The 16,540-nt window shown below is 70.6% G+C and carries 9 protein-coding genes and 1 pseudogene; 7 read left to right on the forward strand and 3 right to left on the reverse strand.

Going from position 1 to position 16,540, the window contains the following annotated elements; all coding sequences use genetic code 11:
* Positions 1-95: 95 nt before the first annotated feature.
* From OHS82_RS25815 to OHS82_RS25825, 3 genes and pseudogenes are all read left to right on the forward strand, one after another.
* A pseudogene (locus OHS82_RS25815) lies at positions 96-857 on the forward strand (ComF family protein); the annotation flags it as partial.
* 721 nt (positions 858-1,578) lie between these two features.
* A complete protein-coding gene (gene hpf / locus OHS82_RS25820) occupies positions 1,579-2,271 on the forward strand; it encodes a ribosome hibernation-promoting factor, HPF/YfiA family (RefSeq protein WP_057574373.1) in 693 nt (230 codons plus the stop codon).
* Positions 2,272-2,477: 206 nt separating this feature from the next.
* Positions 2,478-3,233, forward strand: a complete 756-nt coding sequence (locus tag OHS82_RS25825) for a response regulator (protein WP_057574375.1) — start codon at positions 2,478-2,480, stop codon at positions 3,231-3,233.
* A 31-nt stretch (positions 3,234-3,264) separates the two neighbouring features.
* On the opposite strand, the gene OHS82_RS25830 is transcribed toward OHS82_RS25825, so the two are convergent.
* Entirely contained in the window at positions 3,265-4,437 is a 1,173-nt protein-coding gene (locus tag OHS82_RS25830; RefSeq protein WP_057574377.1) for a winged helix-turn-helix domain-containing protein, read from the reverse strand.
* Positions 4,438-4,576: 139 nt separating this feature from the next.
* On the reverse strand, positions 4,577-5,158 hold the full coding sequence (locus OHS82_RS25835) for a GNAT family N-acetyltransferase (RefSeq protein WP_057574379.1): 582 nt from the start codon (positions 5,156-5,158) through the stop codon (positions 4,577-4,579).
* A 279-nt stretch (positions 5,159-5,437) separates the two neighbouring features.
* On the opposite strand from OHS82_RS25835, the gene secA reads away from it, so the two are divergent.
* Positions 5,438-8,281 (forward strand): preprotein translocase subunit SecA, encoded by a 2,844-nt coding sequence (gene secA, locus OHS82_RS25840; protein ID WP_057574381.1) that lies wholly within the window; start codon positions 5,438-5,440, stop codon positions 8,279-8,281.
* Positions 8,282-8,402: 121 nt separating this feature from the next.
* On the opposite strand, the gene OHS82_RS25845 is transcribed toward secA, so the two are convergent.
* On the reverse strand, positions 8,403-9,026 hold the full coding sequence (locus OHS82_RS25845) for an Rv3235 family protein (protein WP_328434628.1): 624 nt from the start codon (positions 9,024-9,026) through the stop codon (positions 8,403-8,405).
* Positions 9,027-9,383: 357 nt separating this feature from the next.
* Here OHS82_RS25845 and OHS82_RS25850 point away from each other — a divergent pair, with 357 nt between their 5' ends.
* The 3 genes from OHS82_RS25850 to OHS82_RS25860 all read left to right on the forward strand — a co-directional run bounded on the left by OHS82_RS25850 (position 9,384) and on the right by OHS82_RS25860 (position 16,525).
* Positions 9,384-9,959, forward strand: coding sequence for a DUF6912 family protein (locus tag OHS82_RS25850; protein WP_057574384.1), 576 nt, complete (start codon positions 9,384-9,386; stop codon positions 9,957-9,959).
* Between the two features lie 403 nt (positions 9,960-10,362).
* Entirely contained in the window at positions 10,363-11,028 is a 666-nt protein-coding gene (locus tag OHS82_RS25855; protein ID WP_057574386.1) for an HAD family hydrolase, read from the forward strand.
* 550 nt (positions 11,029-11,578) lie between these two features.
* Positions 11,579-16,525, forward strand: a complete 4,947-nt coding sequence (locus OHS82_RS25860; RefSeq protein ID WP_057574388.1) for an NAD-glutamate dehydrogenase — start codon at positions 11,579-11,581, stop codon at positions 16,523-16,525.
* The last annotated feature ends 15 nt before the right edge of the window (positions 16,526-16,540 follow it).

Consider the following 16,540-nt stretch of genomic DNA (forward strand, 5'->3'; position numbering starts at 1 on the left):
TCCCCACGGGGTTGTCCACAGGGCGCCGGGTGGTTTTCCACAGGGTTTTTCCACAGGGGTGGTGAACCACTTCCCGAGTCGGCACAGTGGTCGACGTGGAAGGCGTTCGCGGGTGGTGGCAGGAACTGGCCGGCCTGGTGCTGCCCGCCGAGTGCGGAGGCTGCGGAAGGGCACGCACCGTGCTCTGCCCGCGGTGCCGTGCGGCACTGTGCGACACCGCGCCGTTCCGGGTGCACCCCCTGCTGCCGCCGCCCGGACTGCCCGCCGTGCACGCGTCGGCCCGGTACGCCGACGAGGTCCGGGCGGTGCTGCTGGCCCACAAGGAACGCGGCGCGCTGGCGCTCACACGACCGCTCGGAGCGGCGCTGGCGGGGGCTGTGCGGGCGGGGATGAGGGAGAGGGGGGTGGGGTGGGGGGAGGGGGAGGGGGCCCGGCCCCCCGGCAACGTCCTGCTGGTCCCGGTACCCTCCGCCCCCGCCGCCGTCCGGGCCCGCGGTCATGATCCGGCGCGGCGGATCGCGCTCGCGGCTGCGGGTGAGTTGCGGCGCGCCGGGGTTCCGGCGCGGGTGGCGGCGGTGCTGCGGCAGCGGCGGGCCGTGGCCGACCAGTCGGGGCTCGACGCCGGGCGGCGGTGGGACAACCTGGTGGGCGCACTGGCGGTGGCGCCCGGTGGGGCGCGGCTGTTGTGCGGCGGTCCGGTGGTCCTCGTCGACGATCTGGTGACGACCGGCGCTTCGCTGGCGGAGGCGGCTCGCGCGGTCCGGGCGGCGACCCAGGCGGTTGCATGGGCTGGCGAGGGCGAGGGCGAGGGCGAGGGCGCGGGCGGGGAAGCCGGGTCGCCGGCCTTCACGGGTCGGCCGGGTGCGGCGGCGCCTGCGGAGCCGTCGGGGCCGGGCGCGGGACGACGGGCGGAGGCGGGGTATCGGGTGGAGGGTGGAGAGGACGGGGAGGAGATGGCGAGGGAGGTGTGTGGTGGAGATGCGTGGGCTGTGTACGCGGGTGTCGCGAGGGAAGGCAGAAGAGAGGAGTCGTCCGGAGCGAGGGAGGAAGACATCGACGGGACGGACGAGACGTGTGGGGCGCGGGTGCGATGGGCCGGAGCTGCGGGGGCCCTGGGAGCCTCGGGGACCGCAGGGGGTAGGGGATCCGGGAGATCAGCGGGCCCGTCCGACGTCGGTCCGTCGGACGTCGGCGGCGCCGGTGGTGTGCTCTGCGCGGCCGTGGTCGCGGCTTCGCCGATTCTTTGGAAATAAACCGGAACTGACTCAGAACTTGCGTCGTTGCAGGTAATGAGAGAGTCAATTCACCTGAACGGAGGTACGCCGCAGTAGAGGGTGACGACATCCGTCCGGGCGAGATATGTTCGGTTGTGAGGGAAAGCCGCAGGCCACACCTCTCAAATCCGAATGCCGTGCTGCGGTTTTGGTCATCATCCGCAGCACCTGGGGTGTAGATCTCGTCGATGGGGGAGGAGGAGGTGGAAGTCGCCAAGTCGGAGGTTCCGGTGCTCACCGGGGCCTGGTGCAAAAGGGAGACGCTCCGCCAGAGAAGCGGAGTGATCCGGGAACGGAGTTCTGCGTGGACATCGTCGTCAAGGGCCGCAAGACCGAGGTGCCCGAGCGGTTCCGCAAGCACGTGGCCGAGAAGCTGAACCTGGAGAAGATCCAGAAGCTCGACGGCAAGGTGATCAGCCTCGACGTCGAGGTGTCCAAGGAGCCCAACCCCCGACAAGCCGACCGGTGCGACCGAGTGGAGATCACGCTCCACTCACGCGGCCCGGTGATCCGTGCGGAGGCGGCCGCCAGCGACGCGTACGCGGCACTCGACCTGGCGGCGGAGAAGCTGGACGCCCAGCTCCGCAAGCAGCACGACAAGCGATACACGCGCCGCGGTGCCCGCAGGCTGTCCGCGGCCGAGGTTCCCGACCACGTTCCGGGTGTGGCGACGCTCAACGGCAACGGCCGTCCCGTCCCCTCCGAAGAGTCGGAGAGCGTGCCGACGAAGCGCATCGGCTCGATCGAGGTGCAGGGCGACGGCCCCCTCGTGGTCCGTGAGAAGACGCACGTCGCAGCTCCGATGACGCTCGACCAGGCCCTCTACGAGATGGAACTGGTCGGACACGACTTCTATCTGTTCGTCGACTCCGAGACGAAGCAGCCCAGTGTCGTCTACCGGCGGCACGCGTACGACTACGGCGTGATCTACCTCGACACCGACCCGATGGTGGCTCAGGCGCACTCACCCGAGGCGGGTGGCGCGCTGGGCGGCTGACGCGCCCGGTGACAGCTGAGCGGTGTGCCCCTGGAGAGCGCGTGTGCGCCCCCAGGGGCACCCGTGTGCGACCCCTCGGGGGAGTCGCTCTGTCACCGCGTTGTCGTCCGGGCATGGAATCATGGCAGGGCGGCCCAACCGATGGGCCGTTGCCTTGGGTTGGCGATGGCTCAGGACCACGGCCACAGCCTTCAGGGGGAGGAACGATGGCGGACAGCTTCGGACCGATGCGTGACGAGGGTGCCCACGAGGGTGTCGTCGGCATGGGCCCGGACGCGGGTGATGACGGCACTCCACGCAAGGAGCCGATCAGAGTCCTTGTCGTGGACGACCACGCCCTGTTCCGCCGCGGACTGGAGATCGTGCTGGCGGCCGAGGAGGACATCCAGGTCGTCGGTGAGGCGGGTGACGGCGCCGAGGCGGTGGACAAGGCGGCCGACCTGCTGCCCGACATCGTGTTGATGGACGTGCGGATGCCCAAGCGCGGCGGCATCGAGGCGTGCACCTCCATCAAGGAGGTCGCTCCCAGCGCGAAGATCATCATGTTGACGATCAGCGACGAGGAAGCCGACCTCTACGAGGCGATCAAGGCCGGCGCGACCGGTTACCTCCTCAAGGAGATCTCCACGGACGAGGTCGCCACCGCGATCCGTGCGGTGGCCGACGGGCAGTCGCAGATCAGCCCCTCCATGGCGTCGAAGCTGCTCACCGAGTTCAAGTCGATGATCCAGCGGACCGACGAGCGTCGGCTCGTCCCCGCGCCGCGGCTGACGGACCGGGAGCTGGAGGTGCTCAAGCTGGTCGCCACGGGGATGAACAACCGTGACATCGCCAAGGAGTTGTTCATCTCCGAGAACACCGTGAAGAACCATGTGCGCAACATCCTGGAGAAGCTGCAGCTGCACTCCAGGATGGAGGCGGTGGTGTACGCGATGCGGGAGAAGATCCTCGAGATCCGCTGACGCCGGTCCGGGCCGTCGTGCCGCGGTCGGGTCAGGCGACTGCGCGGGCGAGTTCCCCGGCGAGCGGTTCGCGCAGCTCCGGGGCGTCCACGCGTTCTACGCGCACGTCCGTGCAGTCCACCCAGGTCGCGGCTTCGAGCAGGGCCTGGGCGACCGCCGGGACGGCTTTGGGGCCGTCCAGGGTGACCTGTTTGGCGACCAGGGTGCGGCCCTCGCGGGCGGGGTCCACGCGGCCGACGAGCCGCCCGCCTGACAGCACCGGCATCGCGAAGTAGCCGTGGACCCGCTTCGGCTTGGGGACGTAGGCCTCCAGGCGGTGGGTGAAGCCGAAGATCCGCTCGGTGCGTGCCCGTTCCCAGATGAGGGAGTCGAAGGGGGACAGGAGCGTGGTGCGGTGGCGGCCGTGCGGAGCCGTCTCCAGTGCGGCTGGATCGGCCCATGCGGGCTTGCCCCAGCCTTCGACCGTGACCGGGACCAGGCCGGAGTCGGCGATCACCGCGTCGACCTGTTCGCCCTTGAGCCGGTGGTAGTCGGCGATGTCCGCGCGCGTGCCGACGCCGAGGGACTGGCCGGCCAGCAGGACGAGGCGGCGCAGGCACTCGGCGTCGTCGAGCTCGTCGTGCAGCAGGGCGGCGGGTACGGCGCGTTCGGCGAGGTCGTACACGCGCTTCCAGCCGCGGCGCTCGACGCAGACCACCTCGCCGTACATCAGTGCGCGCTCCACGGCGACCTTGGTGCCGGACCAGTCCCACCACTCGCTGGTCTTCTTCGCTCCGCCCAGGTCCGTGGCGGTGAGGGGGCCTTCGGCGCGGAGTTGCTTGAGGACCTGGTCGTAGGTGCCCTCGGGGAGGGCGTGGTTCCAGTGCGGCCGGTTGCGGTAGGCGCGGCGGCGGAAGGCGAAGTGGGGCCATTCCTCGATGGGGAGGATGCAGGCGGCGTGGGACCAGTACTCGAAGGCGTGGGTGTCCTGCCAGTAGGCGCGCTCGACCGCCTTGCGGCCCACGGCGCCGAGGCGGGCGTAGGGGATCAGCTCGTGGGAGCGGGCCAGGACGGAGATGGTGTCGAGCTGGACCGCGCCGAGGTGACGGAGCACGCCACGGACGCCGGCCTTGCGGTCGGGCGTGCCGAGGAAGCCCTGTGCGCGCAGGGCGATGCGGCGGGCTTCGTCTGCGGAGAGCTCGGCGGCGGGGCGCGGGGTCGTCATGGTCCGCACGATAGGCGGTGGGTCTGACAGTGGCCGGTGAGCTGGGATTTCGTGGGGGTGGCGGTGGGCGGTGGTGGCGTGACGGGCGGGCCCACCCCCCTCAATTCCCCACCCCCACCTCCTCCCCGTCCCGTGGGCGTCAGTCGTCCGACGGGGTGGGTATGTACGGCGCGGTGGAGGGGAGTCCCAGGTCCGAGGGGAGCAGGGACGCGATCCAGCAGTCCCGTCGTACGCCCTTGTTGTCGATGGCGCAGCGCAGGGTGCCCTCCAGGGTGAAACCGGCGTGCTCGGCCACCGCGAGGGAGGGGGCGTTTCCGACTTCCGCCCGCCATTCGACGCGGTCGACGGAGAGGGTGGTGAAAGCCCAGCGGGTGGCGGTGAGGACGGCTTCGGTGGTGTAGCCCCGGCCGCGGTGTTCCCTGACGGCCCAGAAGCCGATCTCGGCGGTGCCCGGGGAGCGCATGGTGAGGCTGAGGACGCCGGTGAGGGATCCGCCGGGGAGGAAGACGCCGAAGGTGAACATCGCGCCGGTCGTCCAGCCCTCCGGTGCGATCAGCTCGATGAAGCTTCGCGCGTGTTCGGGGAGGTAGGGGGAGGGGATGGTCGTCCAGCGCTGGATGTCGGGGTCCTGGGCCGCCGTGTAGACGGCTTCGGTGTCCTGGGGGCCGAGGGGGCGCAGGACGAGGCGGGCGCCGGTGAGGGTGACGGGCGGGTGCTCCATCGACCGATTCTGCTGGGAGAGGGGGGTGGCCGCCATCGGTTTGCGCCGCGTGAGCGTGTGATCACAATTCGCGCACTTCGTCGGGCGGACGCGGCACCATCGGCGGCGCCCGGCCGTTGTCCTCTTTGAAGAAGATTTGGGTGAAGCTGCGCAGCGGTTGCAGTCCTCGTCACGGCAGGCCTCCCGGCGTGGTGGGGTCCTCGCATACGATGGCCGTTGCTCAGTGAGTCATATGGAAACCGTCCGTCCTAGGCCCGACCGGCAAGGAGACCAACCCCCGTGTCCGTCCTCTCGAAGATCATGCGTGCAGGCGAAGGCAAGATCCTGCGCAAGCTGCACCGCATCGCGGACCAGGTCAACTCCATCGAAGAGGACTTCGTCGACCTCTCCGACGCCGAGCTGCGGGCCCTCACCGAGGAGTACAAGCAGCGGTACGCCGACGGTGAGAGCCTGGACGACCTGCTGCCCGAGGCGTTCGCCACCGTGCGCGAGGCCGCGAAGCGCGTTCTGGGCCAGCGTCACTACGACGTGCAGATCATGGGCGGCGCGGCCCTGCACCTCGGCTATGTGGCGGAGATGAAGACCGGAGAGGGCAAGACCCTCGTCGGCACGCTGCCCGCGTATCTGAACGCGCTGTCGGGCAAGGGCGTCCACCTGATCACGGTCAACGACTACCTGGCCGAGCGTGACTCGGAGATGATGGGCCGCGTCCACAAGTTCCTGGGCCTGGAGGTCGGCTGCATCCTGGCCAACATGACGCCGGCCCAGCGGCGCGAGATGTACGCGTGCGACATCACGTACGGCACGAACAACGAGTTCGGCTTCGACTACCTGCGCGACAACATGGCGTGGGCGCAGGACGAGCTGGTCCAGCGCGGCCACAACTTCGCCATCGTGGACGAGGTCGACTCCATCCTGGTCGACGAGGCGCGCACGCCGCTGATCATCTCCGGCCCGGCCGACCAGGCCACGAAGTGGTACGGCGACTTCGCGAAGCTGGTGACGCGCCTGAAGAAGGGCGAGGCCGGCAACCCCCTCAAGGGCATCGAGGAGACCGGCGACTACGAGGTCGACGAGAAGAAGCGCACGGTCGCCATCCACGAGAGCGGTGTCAGCAAGGTCGAGGACTGGCTGGGCATCGACAACCTCTACGAGTCGGTGAACACGCCTCTGGTGGGCTACCTGAACAACGCCATCAAGGCGAAGGAGCTCTTCAAGAAGGACAAGGACTACGTCGTCATGGACGGCGAAGTCATGATCGTCGACGAGCACACCGGTCGTATCCTGGCCGGTCGCCGCTACAACGAAGGCATGCACCAGGCGATCGAGGCGAAGGAAGGGGTGGACATCAAGGACGAGAACCAGACGCTCGCCACGATCACCCTGCAGAACTTCTTCCGTCTCTACAAGCGCCACAACCACGACGGCAAGGAACAGCCCGGCCTGTGCGGCATGACGGGTACGGCGATGACCGAGGCCGCCGAGTTCCACCAGATCTACAAGCTCGGCGTGGTGCCGATCCCGACGAACCGGCCGATGGTCCGCAAGGACCAGTCGGACCTGATCTACCGCACCGAGGTCGCGAAGTTCGAGGCGGTCGTCGACGACATCGCCGAGAAGCACGAGAAGGGTCAGCCGATCCTCGTCGGCACGACGTCGGTCGAGAAGTCCGAGTACCTGTCGCAGCAGCTGTCGAAGCGGGGCATCCAGCACGAGGTGCTGAACGCCAAGCACCACGAGCGTGAGGCGTCGATCGTCGCCCAGGCCGGTCGTCGGGGCGCTGTCACGGTGGCCACGAACATGGCCGGCCGTGGCACGGACATCAAGCTCGGCGGCAACCCCGACGACCTCGCCGAGGCGGAGCTGCGCCAGCGCGGCCTCGACCCGGAGGAGCACATCGAGGAGTGGGCGGCCGCGCTGCCCGCCGCCCTGGAGAAGGCCGAGCAGGCGGTCAAGGCCGAGTTCGACGAGGTCAAGGAGCTGGGCGGCCTCTATGTGCTCGGCACCGAGCGTCATGAGTCGCGTCGTATCGACAACCAGCTGCGCGGTCGTTCCGGCCGTCAGGGCGACCCGGGCGAGTCCCGGTTCTACCTGTCGCTGGGCGACGACCTGATGCGGCTGTTCAAGGCGCAGATGGTCGAGCGCGTGATGTCGATGGCGAACGTGCCGGACGACGTGCCGATCGAGAACAAGATGGTCACGCGCGCGATCGCGTCCGCGCAGTCGCAGGTGGAGCAGCAGAACTTCGAGACGCGTAAGAACGTCCTGAAGTACGACGAGGTGCTCAACCGTCAGCGTGAGGTCATCTACGGCGAGCGGCGTCGTGTGCTGGAGGGTGAGGACCTGCAGGAGCAGATCCACCACTTCATGGACGACACGATCGACGCGTACGTCGGCGCGGAGACCGCCGAGGGCTTCCCGGAGGACTGGGACCTGGACCGGCTGTGGGGCGCCTTCAAGCAGCTCTACCCGGTGAAGGTGACGGTGGAGGAGCTGGAGGAGGCGGCCGGCGACCGGGCCGGTCTGACGGCCGAGTTCATCTCCGAGTCCATCAAGGACGACATCCGCGAGCAGTACGAGTCGCGTGAGTCGCAGCTCGGCTCGGAGATCATGCGTGAGCTGGAGCGCCGGGTCGTGCTGTCGGTCCTGGACCGCAAGTGGCGTGAGCACCTCTACGAGATGGACTACCTCCAGGAGGGCATCGGTCTGCGCGCGATGGCGCAGAAGGACCCCCTGGTGGAGTACCAGCGTGAGGGCTTCGACATGTTCTCCGCGATGATGGACGGCATCAAGGAGGAGTCCGTCGGCTACCTGTTCAACCTGGAGGTCCAGGTCGAGCAGCAGGTCGAGGAGGTCCCGGTGGAGGACGCGCCGGTCGACAAGGACAAGCAGGACGTGGTGCCGGCGCAGGCGGGTTCGCGTCCGGAGATCCGTGCGAAGGGCCTGGACGCTCCGCAGCGTCGTCAGCTGCACTTCTCGGCGCCCACGGTGGACGGTGAGGGCGGCACGATCGAGGGTGACTTCGAGAGCGACGACGACGAGCCGGTCCGTTCCGCGGCCGACGGTCTCACGCGCGCGGAGCGCCGCAAGCAGGCGAAGGCCGGGCGGCGCCGCAAGAAGTAGCGGGGTGCACGGTCGCTGCGGCGGCTGTGTGACGGTGTGAGGGCCGGGTCACCTGTGGGTGGCCCGGCCTTTCCGTGTGTCGAGGGCCGTGTGCCGGTTGAGGGCGGGGTCCAGGGCCGTTTCAGTCGCCGCGGGCGGCGGGCCTGCGGGGGCCGTCCAGTTCCACGGCGGTGCAGCGCCAGCGGCGGTCCGTGCCGAGTTCCAGGCGGAAGGCCATGGCGCGCAGGCGGTCGCCGGCGCCGATGCGGGCGAAGGCCTCGATGGCGCCGGGGCGCGGGACGTAGTAGCCGATGTCGCGGACGACGGCACGGGCGCCGTGGGAGGTGCGCAGCGGGCCGCGTTCGGCGAGGTGGGCGAGGTCGTCGTAGGCGCGGCCGAGGGTGTGGCGGAGCATGAAGTGGACGGGGCGGCGGCCGGTCAGGACGGCGAGGAGGCGGTCCGCGAAGAGGTCGGTGGGGCGGGGCTGGGTGAGAGGACGACGCGGGGCCCGGGCGGGGACGGCGGGGGAGCCGCTGGTGGGCGGCACGGGCGGCACGGGCGGGACCGAGGGGACGGGCGGAACGGGCGCGACCGGCGGGCGGTGGCCGCCGGCCGGGGTGCGGGGCGGAGCGGTGCGGGGGGCGCCGCCGTCGGGGGTGCGGGGCGGGGCGCCGGCGGGGCGCCGGGTGTCGCGGCGGCCGGGAGGTCGGGCGCCGGGGTGGTGGGCGCCGGGGTGGTGGTGCGTCCTCGTCATGACCTTGTCCATGGGGGTCCCCGTTCGCTGGGCTCTTGGAGCTCTGCATCTACCGAGCGGTAACTTGCCGCTGTGGATCTTGTACGGGGTCGGGGCTCGCTGCGGCAAGGAAGCGGTGGGGTGGGTGTGAGGGGCTGGAAGGTTCACCTATCAGGGGTGGGGCGGCGTGCCCGGGGCCCGCTGCCGTGGGCCGGGGCCGGGTGAGATCCGGGGTGCGGGGTTGACGTCCGGCGGGGTGTGGACAGGGACCCGAAAGGGGACGCCCGCACGTATCCTGAAGGCCCTCCGGAAGGTGCGGAACCGTGCTTCCCGGGGCACCGAGTCCGAGCCGGCGACCAGAGCCGGCGACCACGAGAAGAGCGGCCAGCCATGCGCGTCTACGTCCCCCTGACCCTCCCCGGCCTCGCCGAGGCGCACAAGACGGGTGAGCTGGGAGCCGGGCCGCTCGTCGCGTACGCCGTCACGCCCGCGCTGCGCGAGTGGTACCTCTCCGACGACACCGAGGAACTGGAGTACGCGGCGCTCGGCAGGGCGGCGCTCGCCTCGCTGCGGCTCCTGGACGCGGACCCGGGCGCGCCGCGCCGGCGGGTCGTGGTCGCCGTCGACGTGCCGGACCGTATGGCCGCCGTCGGCGCCGAGGGTGGGGCCGACCGTGCGTCCGGGCGCGCGCCCCACTCGGATGCGCCGGACGCGCCGGGCGGGCCGGATGCACCCGACGGGCCGGGCGAGGTGCGGGTGAGCGGCACCGTGCGGCTGGCCAAGGCGGCCGCGGTGCACGTCGACGCCCCCGAGGCCGAGGCGGACGTGACCGCGGCCGCGCGGGCGCTCGCTGCGGCGGACGGCGGGGACGACGACGCGCAGGCCGCCGTGGACGGGGCCGAGGACCATGAGTTGCTCTGGTTCGCCCCGCAGGAGATCGCGAGCCTTCTGGGGTCCGGGGTCTGAGCGCGAGCCGCCCGGGGGACCTCGGCGCTGCAGGGCGTCCTGGGTTCCCGGCTCTCCGGGCCGCCCGGCTCCCGGTCTTTCGGGCTCCCCGGCTCTCCCCGTTCCCGGTCCCCCGTTCCCGGTCCCCCGCCCCCCGTGCGGCCCGGCTCCTGGTCGGTCCTTCGGGCCGCCCAGTCCTCCCGGTTCCCGTTACCGGTCCTCAGGGCCCCCGGGCATGCCGGTCCCCTGGTCCTTCCGGACCGCCCGACTCCCGGGCTTCCGGGCCTTCCGGAGTCCCCCTGCCCTCCCGAACCTCCGCCGCCCCGGCCTTCCCGGTCCCCCTGGTTCTCCCCCGGGGCGATCCGGGTCGTCTCAGGGGTGGACGGCCACTTGACTGTCGGTGGCGGCGGGTATTTTTGCAGACATGGGGAAGCAGCAAGCGGCGCACATCGTCTGGGACTGGAACGGGACGCTGTTCCACGACAACGACGCGATCATCGGGGCGACGAACGCGGCGTTCGTCGAGTTGGGGCTGGAGCCGATCACGCTGGAGCAGTACCGGACGCTGTACTGCGTGCCGGTGCCGAGGTTCTACGAGCGGCTGATGGGCAGGCTGCCCACCGACGCCGAGTGGGAGCTGATGGACGGGGTGTTCCACCGGTACTACGCCGAGCACCGGGTGCGGTGCGGGCTCACCGAGGGCGCGGCGGAGCTGCTCGCGGGGTGGCGGTCGGCGGGGCACAGCCAGTCGCTGCTGAGCATGTACGTGCACGATGAACTCGTGCCGCTGGTACGGGGGTTCGGGATCGAGCCGCACTTCGTCCGGGTCGACGGGCGGATCGGGCCGTCCGGCGGCAGCAAGGCCGAGCACATGGTGCGGCATCTGGCGGCGCTTGCCGGGGTGGAGCCGGCGCGCACGGTGGTGATCGGGGACGCGGCCGACGACGCGGTCGCCGCGTTGCACGCGGGGGCGAAGGCCGTGTTGTACACCGGCGGGTCGCACAGCCGGGCCAGCCTGGAGGGGGTCGGGGCGCCGGTGGTCGACACGCTGGGGGAGGCGGTGGAGATGGCGGGGCGTATCGCCGCGTAGGCCTCCGGCGGTGGGGCGGTTCTTGTGGGCGCTCAGGGTGGGGGCGGGCCCGAGTGTCTCGCCCCCGCCGCCCTGGGTCCTGTCCGTTGCCGGGGTGGGGGTGGTTGTGGGCTGGTGGTTCTGTGCAGAACGTCAAAGTTCTGGTCCCTCTTTTGTACACATACGGCTCATGACGGGGGGCCCAGGGGGAGCGATAGCCTTGGTGGCGTGATCAGCGCGATATCTCGCGGGGGCGCTGTTGCCCCTGCCCTGCGCCCGGTGTGTGCGGACCATCTCCGCGACCGGGCGGCGGTCGCTGGTCGGCGCGGGCGGGACAGGGGCGCGAAGTGCCCCGGGACGCCGTACACACCCGGCGGGAAAAGCATGACGCGGAGAGCAGCGTCACACGCCGGAGTGGTGTCGAGAATGGCCGATAACCCCCCGCTCATCTCACCTTGCGGCATAGCGTCGGAGCAGACCGGAGACCCCGGTTCGTGGCGTCGAGCCGCAGGGGAAGAGCCCGTACTTCCTTCTACGTCACGCAACGGCGCGCGACAGGAGTCAGAGGACAATGCAGACCAAGCTGGACGAAGCCAAGGCCGAGCTGCTCGACAGGGCGGCGCGGGTCGCTGAGAACAGCCCGGTCGGGGGGCATCTACCGACTGGGACGACGGGCGAGGGCACTCCGGGTACCCCGGACCACGCCGCTCTGCTCGCGTTCCTCCAGCGCTACTACCTGCACACCGCCCAGGAGGACCTGAGCGACCGCGACCCGGTCGACGTCTTCGGGGCGGCGCTCTCCCATTACCGGCTGGCCGAGAACCGGCCGCAGGGCACCGCGAACGTGCGGGTGCACACGCCCACCGTCGAGGAGAACGGCTGGACGTGCAGCCACTCGGTCGTCGAGGTGGTCACCGACGACATGCCGTTCCTGGTCGACTCCGTCACCAACGAGCTGACCCGGCAGGGGCGGGGCATCCATCTCGTCATCCACCCGCAGGTCATGGTGCGGCGCGATGTGACCGGCAAGCTCATCGAGGTGCTGAGCGTTCCGCCGGCCCCGGGGACGCTTCCGCACGACGGGCATGTCGAGTCCTGGATCCACGTCGAGATCGACCGTGAGACGGACCGTGCCGACCTCAAGCAGATCACCGCCGATCTGCTGCGCGTCCTGTCCGACGTCCGGGAGGCCGTCGAGGACTGGGAGAAGATGCGGGAGACGGCGCTGCGCGTCGCCGACATGCTCCCCGAGGAGCATGTTCCCGGCGATCTGGCGCGGCCCGAGGTCGACGAGGCCCGCGAGCTGCTGCGCTGGCTGGCCGCCGACCACTTCACCTTCCTCGGCTACCGGGAGTACCAGCTGCGGGGGGACGACTCGCTGGCCGCCGTTCCCGGGACCGGGCTCGGCATCCTGCGCTCCGACCCGCATCACGCCGACGGTGACGCCCACCCCGTCAGCCCGTCCTTCGAGCGGCTGCCGGCCGACGCCCGGGCCAAGGCGCGGGAGCACAAGCTGCTGGTGCTGACCAAGGCGAACAGCCGGGCCACCGTGCACCGGCCGTCCTACCTCGACTACGTCGGTGTGAAGAAGTTCGACGAGGCGGGCAACGTCGTCGGCGAGCGGCGCTTCCTCGGGCTGTTCTCGTCCGCCGCCTACACCGAGTCGGTCGTGCGGGTGCCGGTGGTGCGCCGCAAGGTCGCGGCCGTGCTGGAGGGCGCCGGCTTCTCGCCCAACAGTCACGACGGACGCGACCTGCTCCAGATCATGGAGACCTACCCGCGCGACGAGATCTTCCAGACGCCGGTGGACGAGCTGAGGTCCATCGTCACCAGCGTCCTCTACCTGCAGGAGCGGCGGCGGCTGCGGCTCTACCTGCGGCAGGACGAGTACGGGCGCTACTACTCCGCGCTCGTCTACCTGCCCCGCGACCGGTACACGACGGGCGTGCGGCTGCGGATCATCGACATCCTGAAGGAGGAACTGGGCGGGACGAGCGTCGACTTCACCGCCTGGAACACCGAGTCGATCCTGTCCCGGCTGCACTTCGTGGTCCGCGTGCCGCAGGGCACCGAGCTGCCGGAGCTGTCGGACGCCGACAAGGACCGCATCGAGGCGCGGCTGGTCGAGGCGGCACGCTCCTGGGCCGACGCGTTCCAGGAGGCGCTGAACGCCGAACTCGGCGAGGAGAAGGCCGCGGAGCTGCTGCGGCGTTACAGTCACGCCTTCCCCGAGGGCTACAAGGCGGACCACACGCCGCGCGCCGCGGTCGCCGACCTCGTCCACCTGGAGCGGCTGACCGAGGAGCGGAACTTCTCGCTGAGCCTGTACGAGCCGGTGGGCGCCGCGCCGGGGGAGCGCCGTTTCAAGATCTACCGCAAGGGTGAAGCGATCTCCCTGTCGGCGGTGCTGCCGGTGCTGAGCCGGCTCGGTGTCGAGGTGATCGACGAGCGGCCGTACGAACTGCGCTGCTCGGACCGCACGCACGCCTGGATCTACGACTTCGGTCTGCGCATCCCCAAGGCGCTGGCGGGCCCCGGCGGCGACTTCCTCGGCGACGACGGGCGCGAGCGGTTCCAGGAGGCGTTCTCGGCGACCTGGACGGGCAAGGCGGAGAACGACGGGTTCAACGCGCTGGTGCTGGGCGCCGGGCTGAGCTGGCGGCAGGCGGTGGTGCTGCGCGCGTACGCCAAGTACCTGCGGCAGGCCGGGTCGACGTTCAGCCAGGACTACATGGAGGACACGCTCCGCACGAACGTGCACACCACGCGGCTGCTGGTGTCGCTGTTCGAGGCGCGGATGTCGCCGGACCGGCAGCGCGCCGGGCACGAGATCGTCGACGCCCTGCTCGAGGAGCTCGACGCGGCCCTCGACCAGGTGGCCTCGCTGGACGAGGACCGCATCCTGCGGTCCTTCCTCACCGTCATCAAGGCGACCCTGCGCACCAACTTCTTCCAGGAGCGCGCGGACGGCGGGCCGCACGACTACGTGTCGATGAAGTTCGACCCGCAGGCCATCCCGGACCTGCCGGCGCCGAGGCCCGCGTTCGAGATCTGGGTGTACTCGCCGCAGGTGGAGGGTGTGCACCTGCGCTTCGGGAAGGTCGCGCGCGGCGGTCTGCGCTGGTCCGACCGGCGTGAGGACTTCCGGACCGAGGTGCTCGGCCTGGTGAAGGCGCAGATGGTGAAGAACACCGTCATCGTGCCGGTCGGCGCCAAGGGCGGCTTCGTCGCCAAGCAGCTGCCCGACCCGGCCGTGGACCGTGACGCGTGGCTCGCCGAGGGCATCTCCAGCTACAAGACGTTCATCTCGGCGCTGCTCGACATCACCGACAACATGGTCGGCGGGGAGGTCGTGCCGCCGGCCGACGTCGTGCGGCACGACGAGGACGACACCTACCTCGTGGTCGCCGCCGACAAGGGCACGGCGACGTTCTCCGACATCGCCAACCAGGTCGCCGAGTCGTACGACTTCTGGCTCGGGGACGCCTTCGCCTCCGGCGGCTCGGCCGGCTACGACCACAAGGGCATGGGCATCACGGCCCGCGGCGCCTGGGAGTCCGTGAAGCGGCACTTCCGGGAGCTGGGCGTGGACACGCAGACCGAGGACTTCACGGTCGTCGGCATCGGCGACATGTCCGGTGACGTGTTCGGCAACGGCATGCTGCTCAGCGAGCACATCCGGCTGGTCGCCGCGTTCGACCACCGGCACATCTTCATCGACCCGAAGCCGGAGGCGGCGACCTCGTACGCCGAGCGGCGCCGGCTGTTCGAACTGCCCCGTTCGAGCTGGGCCGACTACAACGCCGAACTGCTCTCCGCGGGCGGCGGGATCTTCCCCCGCACCGCCAAGGCGATCCCGGTCAACTCGCACATCCGGGAGGCCCTGGGCATCGAGGCGGGCGTCGCCAAGCTGACCCCGGCCGACCTGATGAAGGCGATCCTGCGGGCGCCGGTGGACCTGCTGTGGAACGGCGGCATCGGCACGTACGTGAAGTCCGCCGCGGAGTCGAACGCCGACGTCGGCGACAAGGCCAACGACCCGATCCGGGTGGACGGCGCCGACCTGCGCGTCAAGGTCGTCGGCGAGGGCGGCAACCTGGGGCTGACCCAGCTCGGCCGGATCGAGTTCGCGCTGCACGGCGGCCGCATCAACACGGACGCCATCGACAACAGCGCCGGCGTGGACACCTCCGACCACGAGGTGAACATCAAGATCCTGCTCAACGGCCTGGTCGCCGAGGGCGACATGACCGTCAAGCAGCGCAACAAGCTGCTCGCGGAGATGACCGACGAGGTCGGCGCGCTCGTCCTGCGCAACAACTACGCGCAGAACACGGCGATCGCCAACGCCCTCGCCCAGTCCAAGGACATGCTCCACGCGCAGCAGCGCTTCCTGCGCCACCTGGTGCGGGAGGGGCATCTGGACCGGGCCCTGGAGTTCCTGCCCACCGACCGGCAGATCCGCGAGCGTCTCGGCGCCGGCCAGGGTCTGACCAGTCCGGAGACGGCCGTCCTGATGGCGTACACCAAGATCACGGTGTCGGACGAGCTGCTGCACACCTCGCTGCCGGACGATCCGTACCTGCGGACGCTGCTGCACGCGTACTTCCCGACGGCGTTGCGCGAGCGGTTCCCCGAGGGCGTCGACAGTCACCCGCTGCGCCGTGAGATCACCACGACCGTCCTGGTCAACGACACGGTCAACACGGGCGGCACGACGTATCTGCACCGGCTGCGCGAGGAGACCGGCGCGTCGCTGGAGGAGATCGTGCGGGCGCAGACGGTGGCCCGGGCGATCTTCAGCTCGGCGCCGGTGTGGGACGCGGTGGAAGAGCTGGACAACCGGGTCGAGGCCGACGTGCAGACCCGGATCCGGCTGCACTCGCGGCGGCTCGTCGAGCGCGGCACGCGGTGGCTGCTGAACAACCGACCGCAGCCGCTGCAGCTCGCGGAGACGGTCGACTTCTTCGCCGAGCGCGTCGAGCAGGTGTGGTCGCAGCTGACGAAGCTGCTGCGGGGCGCGGACCTGGAGTGGTGGCAGCGCATCCACGACGAGCTGGCCGCGTCCGGCGTCCCGGACGAGCTGGCGACGCGGGTGGCCGGGTTCTCCTCGGCGTTCCCGGCGCTGGACATCGTGTCGGTGGCCGACCGTATGGGCAAGGACCCGCTGGACGTCGCCGAGGTGTACTACGACCTCGCCGACCGCCTGCAGATCAGCCGGCTGATGGACCGGATCATCGAGCTGCCGCGCGCCGATCGCTGGCAGTCGATGGCCCGCGCCTCCATCCGCGAGGACCTGTTCGCGGCGCACGCGGCGCTGACCGCGGACGTCCTGGCGGTCGGCAACGGGACCTCGACGCCCGAGCAGCGGTTCACGGCGTGGGAGGAGAAGAACGCGGCGATCCTGGGCCGGGCGCGCACCACGCTGGAGGAGATCCAGAGTTCGGAGACCTTCGACCTGGCCAACCTGTCGGTGGCCATGCGGACGATGCGCACGCTGCTGCGGACGCACTCGTAGGCGGTGAGCGGCAGG

Source organism: Streptomyces sp. NBC_00425 (assembly GCF_036030735.1).
In the GTDB taxonomy this organism is placed as follows: Bacteria; Actinomycetota; Actinomycetes; order Streptomycetales; family Streptomycetaceae; genus Streptomyces.

Bases quoted from the DNA above. Each gene is read 5' to 3' on its own strand.
- OHS82_RS25825 (WP_057574375.1), top strand. From the start codon at position 2,478: ATGGCGGACAGCTTCGGACCGATGCGTGACGAGGGTGCCCACGAGGGT.
- OHS82_RS25830 (WP_057574377.1), bottom strand. From the start codon at position 4,437: ATGACGACCCCGCGCCCCGCCGCCGAGCTCTCCGCAGACGAAGCCCGC.
- OHS82_RS25835 (WP_057574379.1), bottom strand. From the start codon at position 5,158: ATGGAGCACCCGCCCGTCACCCTCACCGGCGCCCGCCTCGTCCTGCGC.
- OHS82_RS25845 (WP_328434628.1), bottom strand. From the start codon at position 9,026: ATGGACAAGGTCATGACGAGGACGCACCACCACCCCGGCGCCCACCAC.
- OHS82_RS25850 (WP_057574384.1), top strand. From the start codon at position 9,384: ATGCGCGTCTACGTCCCCCTGACCCTCCCCGGCCTCGCCGAGGCGCAC.
- OHS82_RS25855 (WP_057574386.1), top strand. From the start codon at position 10,363: ATGGGGAAGCAGCAAGCGGCGCACATCGTCTGGGACTGGAACGGGACG.
- OHS82_RS25860 (WP_057574388.1), top strand. From the start codon at position 11,579: ATGCAGACCAAGCTGGACGAAGCCAAGGCCGAGCTGCTCGACAGGGCG.